Annotated in this window: 18 protein-coding genes and 1 pseudogene; 17 read left to right on the top strand and 2 right to left on the bottom strand. The window is 40.0% G+C overall.

Annotated elements, in window-relative coordinates:
• Positions 1 to 53: 53 nt before the first annotated feature.
• Positions 54 to 566 (bottom strand): helix-turn-helix transcriptional regulator, encoded by a 513-nt coding sequence (locus B5G11_RS03510; RefSeq protein WP_087252202.1) that lies wholly within the window; start codon positions 564 to 566, stop codon positions 54 to 56.
• 182 nt (positions 567 to 748) lie between these two features.
• On the opposite strand from B5G11_RS03510, the gene B5G11_RS03505 reads away from it, so the two are divergent.
• From B5G11_RS03505 to B5G11_RS03445, 13 genes are all read left to right on the top strand, one after another.
• Positions 749 to 943: a MarR family transcriptional regulator gene (locus B5G11_RS03505; protein ID WP_087252201.1), complete on the top strand. Its 195-nt coding sequence runs from the start codon at positions 749 to 751 to the stop codon at positions 941 to 943.
• A 2-nt stretch (positions 944 to 945) separates the two neighbouring features.
• A complete protein-coding gene (locus tag B5G11_RS03500; RefSeq protein ID WP_087252200.1) occupies positions 946 to 2,055 on the top strand; it encodes a site-specific integrase in 1,110 nt (369 codons plus the stop codon).
• Positions 2,046 to 2,375 carry a hypothetical protein gene (locus B5G11_RS03495; RefSeq protein ID WP_087252199.1) on the top strand — a complete coding sequence of 110 codons (330 nt, stop codon included), beginning with the start codon at positions 2,046 to 2,048 and terminating at the stop codon, positions 2,373 to 2,375. Before B5G11_RS03500 ends, B5G11_RS03495 begins: the two co-directional genes overlap by 10 nt.
• Before the next feature lie 147 nt (positions 2,376 to 2,522).
• Positions 2,523 to 3,479: an AAA family ATPase gene (locus tag B5G11_RS03490; protein ID WP_343215470.1), complete on the top strand. Its 957-nt coding sequence runs from the start codon at positions 2,523 to 2,525 to the stop codon at positions 3,477 to 3,479.
• A gap of 66 nt (positions 3,480 to 3,545) precedes the next feature.
• A complete protein-coding gene (locus tag B5G11_RS03485) occupies positions 3,546 to 3,779 on the top strand; it encodes a complexin-2 (RefSeq protein WP_087252197.1) in 234 nt (77 codons plus the stop codon).
• Positions 3,780 to 3,853: 74 nt separating this feature from the next.
• Entirely contained in the window at positions 3,854 to 4,093 is a 240-nt protein-coding gene (locus B5G11_RS03480; protein ID WP_087252196.1) for a hypothetical protein, read from the top strand.
• 172 nt (positions 4,094 to 4,265) lie between these two features.
• Complete coding sequence (locus B5G11_RS03475) at positions 4,266 to 5,558, top strand: plasmid recombination protein (protein WP_087252195.1); 1,293 nt, start codon at positions 4,266 to 4,268, stop codon at positions 5,556 to 5,558.
• 40 nt (positions 5,559 to 5,598) lie between these two features.
• Positions 5,599 to 5,934, top strand: a complete 336-nt coding sequence (locus B5G11_RS03470) for a TnpV protein (RefSeq protein ID WP_158099201.1) — start codon at positions 5,599 to 5,601, stop codon at positions 5,932 to 5,934.
• Between the two features lie 111 nt (positions 5,935 to 6,045).
• Positions 6,046 to 6,264 (top strand): helix-turn-helix transcriptional regulator, encoded by a 219-nt coding sequence (locus B5G11_RS03465; RefSeq protein ID WP_087252193.1) that lies wholly within the window; start codon positions 6,046 to 6,048, stop codon positions 6,262 to 6,264.
• 6 nt (positions 6,265 to 6,270) lie between these two features.
• The gene (locus tag B5G11_RS03460; protein WP_087252192.1) at positions 6,271 to 6,999 is read left to right on the top strand and encodes a BglII/BstYI family type II restriction endonuclease; all 729 of its coding nucleotides are present in this window, start codon (positions 6,271 to 6,273) and stop codon (positions 6,997 to 6,999) included.
• A complete protein-coding gene (locus B5G11_RS03455; protein WP_087252191.1) occupies positions 6,938 to 7,582 on the top strand; it encodes an MT-A70 family methyltransferase in 645 nt (214 codons plus the stop codon). Before B5G11_RS03460 ends, B5G11_RS03455 begins: the two co-directional genes overlap by 62 nt.
• Positions 7,583 to 7,603: 21 nt before the next feature.
• On the top strand, positions 7,604 to 9,160 hold the full coding sequence (locus tag B5G11_RS03450; protein ID WP_087252190.1) for an ATP-binding protein: 1,557 nt from the start codon (positions 7,604 to 7,606) through the stop codon (positions 9,158 to 9,160).
• A gap of 54 nt (positions 9,161 to 9,214) precedes the next feature.
• Complete coding sequence (locus B5G11_RS03445) at positions 9,215 to 9,763, top strand: hypothetical protein (RefSeq protein ID WP_087252189.1); 549 nt, start codon at positions 9,215 to 9,217, stop codon at positions 9,761 to 9,763.
• Positions 9,764 to 10,128: 365 nt separating this feature from the next.
• Here B5G11_RS03445 and B5G11_RS03440 read toward each other — a convergent pair whose 3' ends face one another.
• Positions 10,129 to 10,653: a helix-turn-helix transcriptional regulator gene (locus B5G11_RS03440; RefSeq protein WP_087252188.1), complete on the bottom strand. Its 525-nt coding sequence runs from the start codon at positions 10,651 to 10,653 to the stop codon at positions 10,129 to 10,131.
• A gap of 232 nt (positions 10,654 to 10,885) precedes the next feature.
• Here B5G11_RS03440 and B5G11_RS03435 point away from each other — a divergent pair, with 232 nt between their 5' ends.
• The 4 genes and pseudogenes from B5G11_RS03435 (at position 10,886) to B5G11_RS03420 (ending at position 13,642) form a co-directional block, all read left to right on the top strand.
• A complete protein-coding gene (locus B5G11_RS03435; RefSeq protein ID WP_022250156.1) occupies positions 10,886 to 11,068 on the top strand; it encodes a helix-turn-helix domain-containing protein in 183 nt (60 codons plus the stop codon).
• 21 nt (positions 11,069 to 11,089) lie between these two features.
• Positions 11,090 to 12,190 (top strand): annotated as a pseudogene (locus tag B5G11_RS03430) (site-specific integrase).
• On the top strand, positions 12,168 to 12,491 hold the full coding sequence (locus B5G11_RS03425) for a mobilization protein (protein WP_087252187.1): 324 nt from the start codon (positions 12,168 to 12,170) through the stop codon (positions 12,489 to 12,491). The pseudogene B5G11_RS03430 and the gene B5G11_RS03425 overlap by 23 nt, the downstream one beginning before the upstream one ends.
• Positions 12,488 to 13,642 (top strand): AAA family ATPase, encoded by a 1,155-nt coding sequence (locus B5G11_RS03420; protein WP_087252186.1) that lies wholly within the window; start codon positions 12,488 to 12,490, stop codon positions 13,640 to 13,642. The genes B5G11_RS03425 and B5G11_RS03420 overlap by 4 nt, the downstream gene beginning before the upstream one ends.
• Positions 13,643 to 13,667 lie beyond the last annotated feature (25 nt).

The following is a 13,667-nucleotide window of genomic DNA, read 5'->3' as shown; positions in this document are numbered from 1 at the left end:
GTCTTACTGAATTGAGTGAAATCAATTTAGCAAGACCTTTTTTGTTGGTATTTTTATTGCATATCTTGTTCAGCTTTTCGTTTTTCGCGCAGCGCTGCCCGTTCCCGGCGAGTTCGTTCGACTTCCATTTTGGGATAGGTATAACGCCATTGATCATACTGATCTTTTGTAATCTCGCCGGATTGGAGCTTTTGCTCCTGTTGAAACCATTGATAAAGCATGTCGTAGAGTTCCACATAGTCCATCCCAGTGCTTTTGTCCAGTCGGAGGCAGAGTTCACCGTCAATCTCTCCGATTTTCAGACCACGGGTATCTTCCAGGGTAAAGAGAGTGTGCATCAATCCTATATTGCTATCAATGTCCGGGACATCTAATGCATGGGGAGATACTTCAAGAATCTGTGCCAGTGCATTTAAATATTTTTCTTTGGGACTGCGGGTGCCTTTTTCGTATTGGGCGATTCGGACATCAGCTTGAGAGTCGCTGAAACCGAGCATTTTCCCTAAATACTTTTGCGTAAAGCCACGGAGTATCCTAAAATAATGGATTCTTTCGCCAATAGCCATAATCATGCTCTCCTATCTGTTTATTGATAGGTTGAGTATAACATAAAAGTATAGAAACAATCAAGAAAAACCCATACAAAAAAGTTTAATAATTTCTGTAAAACCACTTGACCAATACAAAAATGTATAGTAATATGTGACTATACAAAAAAGTATAGAAAACAAAGAAAGAGAGGTAGCCTATGGAGAAAATGTTTATGAGAGTAAGCGAAGTTATGGAGGCTCTGGATGTTTCCGAGTCTTATGCTTACAAATTGATCCGAAAACTTAACAAAGAACTGGAAAAGACAGGGTGTGTTACAATCCCCGGCAGGATTGACCGCAAGTTCTTTTACGAACAGTTTTACGGTACACAGTCATATGAAGGGAGGGATTAAAAATGCCGGTATACAAAAATGAGAAAAACGGAACGTGGTATGTGATGGCTCGTTACAAGGACTGGAGAGGTGAACGCAAGCAGAAATGCCAGCGGGGATTTACCACCAAACGAGAGGCGCAGGAGTGGGAACGGCAGTTTCAGTTGCAGAAACAGGCAAATATGGATATGACGTTAGAAAGTTTCTGCAAGTTGTATGAGGCAGATGTGCGTCCACGATTAAAAGAAAACACATGGCTTACAAAGGAAAGCATTATTCAAAGCAAAATTCTTCCTTATTTGGGGCAGAGAAAAATGTCTGAGATCACGGCAAAAGATGTGATTGATTGGCAGAATGCAATGCGGAGCCAAAAAGGGAAAACAGGAAAAACCGTATCTCCCACCTATCTGAAAACGATTCATGGACAGTTGAGTTCTATTTTCAACCATGCGATTCGTTATTACGATCTGAATATCAATCCGGCGAGAAAGGCAGGAACCATGGGGACGGAGGAAAGCAAAGAAATGTTGTTCTGGACGAAAGAAGAATATCTGAAATTTGCAGAAGAGATGATGGATAAACCTCTTTCCTACTATGCATTTGAAATGTTGTACTGGTGTGGCATCAGGGAGGGAGAACTGTTGGCATTGACACCAGCGGACTTCGATTTCGATAACCAGACAGTAACGATCAATAAATCCTATCAGCGATTAAAGGGCAGGGATGTAATTACCAGTCCAAAAACAAAGAAAAGTAACCGAATAATAAAAATGCCCCAGTTTCTCTCGGAGGAAATGGAGGACTGTATGAAATTGTATTACAGTTTGAAACCCACAGATCGATTGTTTCCGGTTACAAAACACTATTTATCTCATGAGATGGATAGAGGCTGTAAAGCTGCCGGGGTAAAACGGATCAGGATCCATGACCTTCGTCACAGCCATGTTTCCCTGCTGATAGATATGGGATTTACAGCATTAGCAATTGGAGATCGGGTAGGGCATGAAAGCGAAAAGATTACTTACCGATATGCCCACCTGTTTCCTTCAAAGCAGACAGAAATGGCAGATAAGCTCAATATTGAACGGATTGGAAGTGAGACAGAGAAAGGAGAAAACAAAGTATGTCAGTAAAGGTTTTGGATAGGCAAGGGCGTTGGAGAAATAAGATTGTGGCTTTCCGGGTATCACCGGAAGAAGATGAGCAGCTCGAAGCGGCTGTACGGCTGTCGGGATTAACAAAGCAGGATTATATTATCCGCCGTCTGCAGGAGAAAGAGATTGTAGTGGTCGGAAATCCCAGAGTGTACAAGGCTTTGAAAAATGAATTAGCGAAAGTACTGGAACAATTGGAACGCATAGAGGCAGGCGTCGGCGTTTCCAGAGATTTATTAGATACAATTGAACTAATCACAAATACAATGCAGGGTATGAAAGATGAAAAAAGCCTTTAAGTGTCGGCAAACACCTAAAGGCAGAGACTTGGTAAAATACCAAATTCAATCTATCTGTATTCTACCAGAGTCCCATAATACTTTCAACCAGAAATGGAGGTAATTTTGAAAAACAGAAAAGCAGAGCCGGGACTCCGGCTGATCAATATGGAAGATGTTGCGGTGGAGCAGGTGGAATGGCTGCTCTATCCATTCATTCCCTATGGGAAAGTGACGATTATACAGGGCGATCCCGGAGAAGGCAAAACAACAATGGTATTGCAGATCATAGCAAAACTGACAAAAGGGGAGCCTGTGCTGCCAGAAAAAGATGGTGAGGAAAAACCAACAGAACAGATAGGTGAGCCAGTCAATGTGATCTACCAGACCGCAGAAGATGGGCTGGGTGATACCATAAAGCCCCGTCTTCTGGCGGCAGGCGCGGATTGTTCTAAAGTGCTTGTCATTGACGATAGTGAACAGCCGTTAACAATGTTAGATGAACGTCTGGAACAGGCAATCCGGCAGACAAACGCCCGTCTTGTAGTCTTAGATCCGATTCAGAGTTTTGTTGGAGCGGAAGTAGATATGCACCGGGCAAATGAAATCCGTCCACTGATGAAACGGGTATCTGTGCTGGCAGAAAAATACCACTGTGCGATCGTACTGATCGGTCATATGAATAAGAACAGCACTGGGAAATCTTCATATAGAGGGCTTGGTTCTATCGACTTTCAGGCGGCGGCAAGGAGCGTTCTGATCGTAGGGCGTGTGAAGAACGAGCCGGAGATTAGAGTAGTATGCCATGTAAAAAGTTCCCTTGCGCCAGAAGGAAAATCAATCGCTTTCCGTTTGGATAAAGACAACGGATTTGAGTGGATCGGGGAATATGACATCAGTGCGGATGATCTGCTGAGCGGCAATAATCGTGGACAGAAGATAAAAGAGGCAAAAGAGTTCCTGCTAGAGATATTGGCGGATGGAGCAGTCGAACAGAATCTGATTATTAGGGAGTCAGAAAGCTATGGCATTAAAGGGAAAACGCTTTGGAATGCGAAGAAGGCTCTTGGCGTTCAGTCGATAAAAACCGGCGGACACTGGTCGTGGGGATTGCCGGAACAATAAGTCAACATGGCAAGATTACCATTTCTTTAAGAATAGGTAATGTTGCCACCTTGAAAGGAGATTTGGATGAAGCAGGTTCAGATACCGCAGGAATTATTCATATTATTGCTCCGCTATCATCTGATGGAGGAAGACAGCCATGTGGATGAGATACGGATAGGATTGGAGAAAAAACTGGATGCGATGGTACTGCGTGAATTATATGGTAAGTCTAAGACTGCACTGACAGAGACAGAACGGGGAAAAGCCCGGCAGGAATATCTGGACAGGAGGGGGATACCGGACAGCTTTCGTTGGTAAAGATTTCTTTGGGGATATAGGACAGGAGCGTGGCACGCTCCTGTGATAGCGGACAAGGCGGAAGGAGGAATTTTATGATTATCCAGCCGGAACGTGGGACACGGAATATTAACGAAAAATTTTATGAGATGGAGATGAGACAGATTGCTATGCTTAATGAAATTTTTGGAGAGGTAGAGCTGACAAAAGGAGAAATGCAGACGTTGGTATGGCTTGCGGGATGGGAGGAAAGCACAGTGGCAAATGTGGTATCTGCAATGAGAAAAGCGATAGCAGCGGAAACAAAGCGGCTGGAACAGCCGCTCCGTCCATAGGACGGATAAGCTCCCGGCAGGGCGCAAAGGCAGCTTTTGATGGACGGAACGGCTGTCAAAAGTGCTTTTGCGTTACTTTCGACGAAAGTAACAAAGCTTATGCGCCGTATCCGGCGCTGAATACTACCCGAAGAGGGAGAAAGGAGAGTTATTGAAGAGGACAATCAGCTTTATGACAGGGAAAGGTTCTGTCAATCACAATAGCAGAAAATTCCATGCAAAGAATACAGATCCAGAGAGAAGTTATCTGAATGTGGAATACTGCAATGAAAATATCAAAGACGTTTATCATGAATTATTTGATGAAGCTTTAGCCCGTTATAATGAAAAACAGACGAGGAATGACCGCCGGATTGATGACTATTATGAAAAAATCCACGCTGGGAAACAGGAGAAGCCATTTCATGAGATCATTCTGCAGATTGGCGACAGGGAGACAATGGGAGCGGAAACAGAAGAAGGACGGCTGGCGGCAAAGATACTGGATGAATATATGCAGGATTTCCAGAGAAGAAATCCTACATTAAGGGTGTTTTCAGCTCATCTCCATATGGACGAGGCAACGCCCCATCTGCATATAGATTTTGTGCCATATACGACAGGAAGTAAGCGTGGACTGGATACAAGAGTATCCTTGAAACAGGCGTTGTCAGCTCTTGGTTTCAAAGGTGGAACGAGGCATGAGACAGAATTAAATCAGTGGGTGGCGGCTGAAAAGAAGCAGCTTGCCTCAATTATGCTGGAGCATGGGATTGAATGGGAGCAGAAAGGCACGCATGAAAAGCATCTGTCTCTATTGGATTTTGAAAAACAAGAACGGGCAAAGGAAGTGTCTGCGCTTGAGAAACAAAAAGCTGAGTTAGAAGAGCACAATGCTATTATGCAGGAAGTCAATGCAAAATATCTTGATCAGTTGGAGAACTTTGAGAAAGATATCTTCTCAGCGCAGGAAAGCCAGGAAGAAGCCAATAAGCAGGCAGAACAGGCAAAGAAAAAGGCGGCGCAATATGAGAAAAAGCTGACAGAGATTGCTCCTATGATAAAAGAGATGGAGCGATTTGCAGAGAAATATTCTGCTGATCCAGAAGAGGTATTGCCGGAGGCGGGAACGCTGGAAACAGGGAAATCCTACCGGGAGAAAAAGGCAAAGCCATTGATTAAGAAGGTCGTGACGGTACTGCGGTCAGTCTACCGGGCTTACCTCGATCTTTCCAGAAGATTTAACGATATGCAGAGGTCATATGAGAGGGCATGGAGTAAGGTTAATTCTCTTACAGCTCGTGTAGAAGAACTTTGGAATGAGAATAGAATACTAAAGGAAAGGCTGGGAGATTTTAATCGGATAGAACGGGCGTTAGGAAAGGATATGATTGAGAATATAGCTCAGAGGGAGAGAATGTTGGAGCAGGCGGAGAAGGAGCAGAAACGGGTGAAAAGACGAAAAATGGACAGAGGGGCAAGGTAAATGTGTTGTTAGTTGTTAGATGAAAAGGAGTTGGATAGGAATGGTAATAAGTTGTATTTATTCTGAGGAGATAAAAAATAGTACACATATAGGAAAATGGGGGATGCTCCATAGAGAATATTTAAAGCAGAAATATCCTTTAGCATTATTGAAAATGATACAAAATGGTGAGCTGAGAGAATATTTAACAGTTTTAGATAAACGGGCAGACTGTAGGTATCGTTTTTTGATTAAAGAAATCAGACAAGCTGAGGGATTGAGTGATGATATGAAGCAAATTTCTCCAATGGAATGGAGAGCAGCTATGAAAGCGGTGACAGATAAAGCAGAAAAAATTGTAAAGAAAGAATTTGTTTATATCCTTCCAAAAGTTTAAGCAGTAATAAGTTCAAGATGTACTTGAGAAACTCAAGAACATCTTGAACCAGATATTAACTCATGGTAATATAATAAAGAAGATTTTATGCGTGAAATAGGGAGGTTATATATGGCTGTCAGCTATGATAAACTCTGGAAGTTGCTTATTGATAAGAAAATGAATAAGACTCAGTTATGTGAAAGAGCCAAAATCAGTACTAATGCTATGGCGAGACTCGGCAGGAATGAAGATGTACGAGTAGAAGTTTTGACTAGAATATGCTTAGAACTGGGGTGTTCAATGGATGAAATAATCGAAGTACTTCCAGAAAAAACAGTGAAAGGATAATGCTATATGGATATAGAAAAGTACATAGACAGCGATCTTTTGGATCGATTTGAGTTTTATAATTATGGACACGCTTTAGAAATTCTTCATGATGCTTTCCCAGTGGAATGGGACGAATTGCAGGAATGCTTAAGAAAACTGAAGCTTACGCTGGCAGATATCAAAAAAGCAGGTGGGAATGAATCGCCGATACCAAAGAAGTTTGATGATGTGTTATATCCTTACGGATGGAGAGAAATCAGAATAAGCGGTGATTTGATTGTTAAGAAATATCCTCGGCAGACAGCACAGCGTAGGGGGCGTTTCGCAGATGAACCATATGAAGTTGAGACAATCGAAGGATATATTGACGGCCATAATATTGATTTTTTGAAAAATAGAGTTGCTTTTGACCTTGAATGGAATAGCAAAGATCAAACTTTTGATCGTGATTTGCTGGCTATGAGAACGTATTTTGATTGTGGCTTAATTGATGTAGGAGTTATCGTAACAAGAGCAGAGGCGCTTAATGACATTTTTAAGCAAGAAAAAGACAATAATGGACAGCCGCTGATTAAGAAATATGGTGCAAGTACTACATGGATGGGGAAACTGACATATAGACTTGATTCACGGCGAAATGGTGGTTGTCCTATTTTAGCAATAGGGATTGGAAAGGAATGTATTGAAGAATATGGCAGACTTAGCGAGTACTATACAAAACTTACAGAAATTCACAAACGGGAAGAAATATAATACAATTTATGCAGATCCGCCATGGCAGTTCCAGAATAGAACAGGGAAGGTTGCTCCAGAGCATAAACGGTTAACTCGATATGAAACTATGACAATAGAGGACATCAAGGCATTGCCTATTGCTGATATTACAGGTGATAAAGCTCATTTATATTTATGGGTTCCTAATGCGCTACTTCCAGATGGTTTAGCTGTAATGGATGCATGGGGATTTGAGTACAAGGGGAATCTTGTGTGGGAAAAAGTGAGAAAAGACGGAGGCCCGGATGGTCGTGGAGTTGGTTTTTACTTTAGAAATGTTACAGAGTTGATTTTGTTTGGAATTAAGAAAAAAAGTGCCCCAAATAGAACTCTTCAGCCTGCTCGCTCACAGGTGAATATTATCAGAGCAATGAAACGGGAGCACAGCCGTAAACCAGATGAAATCATACCAATTATTGAGGCTTGCAGTCAGGGGCCTAGAATTGAATTGTTTGCAAGAGGAGTCAGAGAAGGCTGGGATATGTGGGGAAATCAAGCCACAGAAGATTATGAACCAACTTGGGATACATATGCTAATCATACAGTTGCTCCTGCAAAATGATTTTGAAAAAGAGGTTTACATATGAAAATAGAATCATTGAAATTAAAGAATTTTAGAGGATATAAAGAAGAAATAGAAATAAAGTTTGATGATTTAACAGTGTTAGTTGGGAAAAATGATGTTGGGAAATCTACAATATTAGAAGCATTGGACATCTTTTTTAATGAGGGAAAAGGAGCTGTTAAGATTGATAAGACAGATGTAAACGTGTATGAACAGCAAAGTGGAAGTCAAGATTCTATCATTACCGTTTGTTTTACAGAATTACCTGCAAGAATTGTTATAGATTCATCTGTAGAAACAACTTTACATGACGAGTACATGCTTAATTCTCAGGGACAATTAGAAATTGCTAAAAAGTATAAAAATGGCGGATCACCTAAGGTATATATAAAAGCTAATCACCCATGTAATCCGAAGTGCTCTGATCTGCTTTTAAAGAAAAATAGTGATCTTAAAAAAATAGTAAATAATGAAGCGATAGATTGTGAAAACCAATCTGTTAATGCAATATTAAGAAAGAGTATTTGGGACAAATATAAGGATGATTTGCAGTTAACAGATGTTGAAATTGATGCTTCAAAGGAAGATGCTAAAAAAATATGGGAAAAGATTTCAGGATATTTGCCGGTCTATTCTTTATTCCAGTCCGATAGAAAGAATAGTGATGGCGATAACGAGGTACAAGATCCATTAAAGGAAGCGGTAAAACAGATATTGGGGGAAACTCAGCTACAAGAAACATTAAGCGAAATTGCTAATGAGGTTAAGGAAAAATTACAGCAGGTATCAAGCAGAACTTTACAAAAATTAAGAGAAATTGATCCTGATATTGCAGATAGCCTTATGCCAGTAATCCCATCACCAGAGAGTTTGAAATGGCAGGATGTATTCAAGAATGTTTCTATTTCTGGTGATAGTAATATTCCTATTAATAAAAGAGGAAGCGGAGTAAAAAGGCTAGTATTGTTAAGTTTTTTCAGAGCTGAAGCTGAGCGCAGACTAAATGAAGATGATAATGCTGGTGTAATATATGCAATAGAAGAACCCGAAACATCACAGCATGCGGATAATCAGAGATTATTAATAGAAGCCTTTAAGACTCTGGCAGCAACAGAGCATACACAAGTTATATTAACAACGCATAGTTCTTTTATTGTAAAACAACTTGATTTTGCAAATCTTCGTTTAATAAAAAATGGGGAGAATCATCAAAAGGAAGTATTAGGGGTATTACCGGGGCAACTTCAATATCCATCTTTAAATGAAGTTAATTACGTGGCATTTGGTGAGGCTACGGAGGAATACCATGACGAATTATACTCTTTCATTGAATTTCAGGGCTGGAAAAATAATTATATTTCTGGAAAGCAGACGAGACTGTATAAGAGGCAATTAAAAGACGGAAGAGTGGTTGATGAGCAAAAAGTTTTGACGGAATATATCAGGCATCAAATTCATCATCCTGAAAACCAAAATAATGTAAGGTATACTAGAGATGAATTAAAGAAATCCATAGATGAAATGCGACAATTTATTCAAGTTACTCTTCAAACCAGTGGAATAAATGAGCCATAGATATAAAACTGATAATAAAGCAACATAAACAGTTGTTTATTGTATGAGGGAAAAATGCGGATTAATAAAACGTGCGAAACATGTGAGTTTAATGTTGAAGGGGTATGTACTGGCGAGGGAAATTATAGTTACGGACAAAAAATTCAGGATTTCAATAAAGAATGTGATGGTTGGGGGATTTCCTTTGATTATTTCACAGAAATAACCGAAAAAATGCCGTGGTATATTAAAGATGCTTACGATAGAGGGAAAATATATTTTGAAGATGCATTAAGAAAGCTAGAAGAAGATGAAACGCCAAAAGGAACGCAAATTAACATTTATGATGCGATAGCAAAAGTATATAATATTCCTTGGTGGGAGTTGGGAGAAATATTAGGCGTTAAGACATCTGTGATAGGATATGCGGTTTGTAGAGGAACTATACCAAAACGTAAAAAACAATTCGCTACTATTTTGTGCATACCAGAGGGTTATTTTGATGCGTTCTACTCTCATCAATTGGCTGACCTAGAAAAATGTAAAAATGAGTTTTATGCGCATTATGGAAATGAATGGATTATGAAAATGCGTGAATTAGCGAGAAGGAAGATAAAGGATTAGAGGGATAAAGTAGTATAAATTTAACTATGATAACAATTTCATGATAACAAATTGATAACACTAGCAGAGACAGACCATGCAAACATGACAGTTGGAACCAAATAGAAACAAATGGAATCAAATATCCTATACAAAACTGTATAGAACTAAATTTGATTTTGCGAGTTCGAATAATCCACACAATCACAAGAACCAAGTATTTATGCGGGTTGCAAGCAAATTTGTTTAGTGATTGGCAACAAAATGGCAACATTTTACGATTATTCAAGAGATAAAAATTTTATTTCATAATGTATATAAAGAAACCTTACTGATTTTCAGAAGTAAAAAACTGAATATCGGTAAGGTTTTTCTATTTTCTTCTTTTATTTTTCTTTTTTAGTCAATTCTTTTACGAGGTAATCACTCAGTTCCTGAGATGGTACCTTGGCACGTTTCTGGTAAGTATCCAGTTCCGGGTACTTATATCTCCATTCATCATATTCTTCCTTGCTGATTTCACCGTTTTCCAGTTTGTCAGCTTGTTCCATCCATGCACGAAGCATTTCATCGACAGAGGAGCTGGGAGCAGATATGGAAGCGTCAAGACAGAGATGAGGCTGCCCGTCTATATTTTGTACTTTCAGACCATACATATCTTCCAGTGCAAACAGTGTATGCATCAGACCTATATAAGTATCAATATCCGGAACTGTTAAAGCATGAGTATTGACATCGAAGATCTGAGACATTTGTTTTACAAGATCGATTTTAGGAACTCTGGCTTCAGATTCATACTGAGCCATGCGGACATCTGAGGTTTTTCCCATGAATCCCAGTTGTTCTCCCAGTTGCTTTTGTGTCATGCCTTTGCGGTTGCGAAAAAATTTGATACGTTGTCCGATTGCCATTCTTGTTTGCCTCCTTATAGTGGTCATTCGTGTTGCCGTAATTAATTGTGATAGAAAATAAAACAATTCTGTTTAGGTTCAGTATAGCATGAGCAATTTCGGATAGCAAGAAGAACTTAAACAAAAAAATTTAATATCCTCATAAAACTACTTGACTTAAATAAAAATGTTTAGTATCATGCAAATGTAGAAACCTAAACAAATTGCGTTAAGAAGAAAGGAGAGATGCGATGTGACGAACAGAACTTTTATGACAGTAGAAGAAGTTGCAGCGGAACTGGGTGTTTCTAAGTCTTATGCTTATAAGATTGTCAAACAGCTAAATGAAGAATTACAGAAGCTGGGTTATCTTACGGTAGCTGGCAGAGTAAACACCAATTATTTCCGCAAAAAAGTATGTTACAGCGAAATGTAAGAGAAAGAGAGGAGAATTTGTATGAGTATTCATAAAGATAATGCCACTGGAAAGTGGCGAGTAGTCTATCGTTATACCGATTGGACAGGAGAAACGCACCAGTCATCCAAAAGAGGATTTCCTACAAAACGAGAAGCACAGATGTGGGAACGAGAGCTATTGCTGAAGAAAGAAGCCAAACTGGATATGACCTTCGAAAGTTTTTATGAGATTTATGTGGAGGATATGCAAAATCGAATTCGTGATAATACCTAGGGAACGAAGACAAATATTGCCAGAACCAAAATTCTTCCTTATTTCGGAAAGCGTAAGATAGGGGAAATTGAGCCAAGGGATATTATTGCATGGCAGAGTGAACTGCTTGCGATCCGGCAGCCAAATGGAAAACCGTATTCCGCCTCTTATCTGCAGAAAATTCACAGTCAGTTAAGTGCTATTTTCAACCATGCAGTTAATTTTTACCATCTTCCATCTAATCCAGCGCAGAAAGCAGGAAATATGGGAAAAGAGGAACACAGGGAAATGCTGTTCTGGACAAAAGAAGAATATCTGAAATTTGCAGATGCCATGATGGACAAGCCTGTTTCCTATTATGCGTTTGAAATACTTTACTGGTGTGGGCTTCGCATGGGCGAGTTATTAGCACTTACACCGGCAGATTTCAATTTTGAAACGCATACACTACGGATTAACAAATCCTATCAGAGACTGCACCGGGAAGATGTGATTACACCACCAAAGACATTAAAAAGTAATCGAACCATTAAGATGCCGCAGTTTTTGTGTGATGAGATGCAGGATTATCTGAAAATGCTGTATGAGCCGAAAGAGGACGAACGGATTTTCACAATTTCCAAATCTTATCTGCATCATGAAATGAACAGAGGATCAAAAGTGCCTGGGGTAAAGCGAATTCGTGTGCATGATTTGAGACATTCCCATGTATCGTTATTAATCAATATGGGATTTACGGTATTAGCAATCGCAGACCGAATGGGACATGAGAGCATTGATATCACTTACCGATATGCACATTTGTTTCCAAGTGAGCAGACACAGATGGCAGAACAGCTGGATATTGAAAGGATGGAAAAATTAAATGGAGAAAAATCTGGACAGTAAAGGAAGATGGAGAAACAAAATCGTAGCATTCCGGGTATCACCGGAAGAAGCAGAGCAGATTGATGTATGTGTCCGATTGTCAGGACTTAGCAAGCAGGACTATATCACAAAACGATTAACTGATCGGGAAATTGTGGTACAGGGGAATCCAAGAGTGTATAAAGCATTGCGAAATCAGATGGCAGAGATTTATGAAGAATTGAAACGTCTGGAAAAATGCAGTGAGGAAAACGAAGAGTTGCTGAGTACCCTGAGATTGGTTGCAGAGACACTGTATGGATTGAAAGGGGATAATGAATGACAGTAAAAGAAAAAAAGACTGCTCCGATTGCATCTGTTGGCGCAGATGTGGAACAGCCATTACAAAATTTAAAAACCAACCAAAGTATAGCAGATTTGCCCGGTAAGGGCAATCTGCAAGCCACAAATAATGCGGAAAATACAGCAAAATCAGCAAATAAAAAGAATCCAGATGATTTGGAAACAGTTTCTATGATGGAATTATACGATACCGCATATCCACCAAAACTGCCAATTGTAGATGGACTTCTGTATAACGGAACTTACCTGTTTGTCGGTTCACCGAAGATTGGAAAATCATTCTTTATGGCACAGATCGGGTATCACATCAGTAAAGGACTTCCATTGTGGGGCTTTTCGGTCAGACAGGGAACGGTTCTTTATCTGGCACTGGAAGATGATTATGCAAGGTTGCAAAAGCGGTTATCACAGATGTTTGGAATGGAAGGCAGTGAGAATTTTTATTTCGCTACAAAATCAAAATCGCTCAATGACGGACTGGAAAGGCAGCTTGTAACATTTGTGACGGAGCATAAAGACGCAAGACTGATTATCATTGATACTCTTCAGAAAGTGCGTGAGGTTGGTGGAGATAAATTCAGTTACGCCAGTGATTATGAGATTGTAACGAAGCTGAAAGCGTTCAGTGATAAATATGGTATCTGCTTTCTGGTTGTGCATCATACAAGAAAAATGGAATCTTCCGATAGCTTTGATATGATTTCTGGCACGAATGGATTGCTGGGAGCTGCGGATGGAGCATTCGTCATGCAGAAAGAAAAACGGACAGATAATAAGGCAGTTCTGGAAGTGGCAGGGCGAGACCAGCAGGATCAGAAATTGTGGCTGAACTTTAACCGTGAGAGATGTGTCTGGGAACTTACCAAAACAGAGACAGAGCTTTGGAAAGAACCAGAAGATCCAGTGTTGGAAAAAATCAAAGAACTTGTAACAGAAACTACGCCAGAGTGGGTAGGAACAGCAACAGATCTTGTGGAAGTATTGCAGGTGGAAATGCAGCCGAACGCATTATCACGAAAATTAAATGTCAGCCTGGAACGTCTGATTCTAGAATATGGAATCCAGTATAAAACAGAGCGGGGACACGACGGAAGAAAAATTAGATTAACCTTTGTCGGAAAACAAGCGTGATGATATGTGACGGTTGTGACGGTAT

This window comes from Drancourtella sp. An57 (assembly GCF_002161525.1).
In the GTDB taxonomy this organism is placed as follows: domain Bacteria; phylum Bacillota; class Clostridia; order Lachnospirales; family Lachnospiraceae; genus Sellimonas; species Sellimonas catena.
This window is presented reverse-complemented; position numbering and strand designations above follow the sequence as displayed.

Bases quoted from the DNA above. Each gene is read 5' to 3' on its own strand.
- B5G11_RS03490 (WP_343215470.1), top strand. From the start codon at position 2,523: ATGGAAGATGTTGCGGTGGAGCAGGTGGAATGGCTGCTCTATCCATTC.
- B5G11_RS03450 (WP_087252190.1), top strand. From the start codon at position 7,604: ATGAAAATAGAATCATTGAAATTAAAGAATTTTAGAGGATATAAAGAA.
- B5G11_RS03460 (WP_087252192.1), top strand. From the start codon at position 6,271: ATGGATATAGAAAAGTACATAGACAGCGATCTTTTGGATCGATTTGAG.
- B5G11_RS03465 (WP_087252193.1), top strand. From the start codon at position 6,046: ATGGCTGTCAGCTATGATAAACTCTGGAAGTTGCTTATTGATAAGAAA.
- B5G11_RS03445 (WP_087252189.1), top strand. From the start codon at position 9,215: ATGCGGATTAATAAAACGTGCGAAACATGTGAGTTTAATGTTGAAGGG.
- B5G11_RS03495 (WP_087252199.1), top strand. From the start codon at position 2,046: ATGTCAGTAAAGGTTTTGGATAGGCAAGGGCGTTGGAGAAATAAGATT.
- B5G11_RS03510 (WP_087252202.1), bottom strand. From the start codon at position 566: ATGGCTATTGGCGAAAGAATCCATTATTTTAGGATACTCCGTGGCTTT.
- B5G11_RS03425 (WP_087252187.1), top strand. From the start codon at position 12,168: ATGGAGAAAAATCTGGACAGTAAAGGAAGATGGAGAAACAAAATCGTA.
- B5G11_RS03440 (WP_087252188.1), bottom strand. From the start codon at position 10,653: ATGGCAATCGGACAACGTATCAAATTTTTTCGCAACCGCAAAGGCATG.
- B5G11_RS03455 (WP_087252191.1), top strand. From the start codon at position 6,938: ATGGCAGACTTAGCGAGTACTATACAAAACTTACAGAAATTCACAAAC.
- B5G11_RS03470 (WP_158099201.1), top strand. From the start codon at position 5,599: ATGGTAATAAGTTGTATTTATTCTGAGGAGATAAAAAATAGTACACAT.
- B5G11_RS03505 (WP_087252201.1), top strand. From the start codon at position 749: ATGGAGAAAATGTTTATGAGAGTAAGCGAAGTTATGGAGGCTCTGGAT.
- B5G11_RS03485 (WP_087252197.1), top strand. From the start codon at position 3,546: ATGAAGCAGGTTCAGATACCGCAGGAATTATTCATATTATTGCTCCGC.
- B5G11_RS03500 (WP_087252200.1), top strand. From the start codon at position 946: ATGCCGGTATACAAAAATGAGAAAAACGGAACGTGGTATGTGATGGCT.
- B5G11_RS03480 (WP_087252196.1), top strand. From the start codon at position 3,854: ATGATTATCCAGCCGGAACGTGGGACACGGAATATTAACGAAAAATTT.
- B5G11_RS03475 (WP_087252195.1), top strand. From the start codon at position 4,266: ATGACAGGGAAAGGTTCTGTCAATCACAATAGCAGAAAATTCCATGCA.
- B5G11_RS03420 (WP_087252186.1), top strand. From the start codon at position 12,488: ATGACAGTAAAAGAAAAAAAGACTGCTCCGATTGCATCTGTTGGCGCA.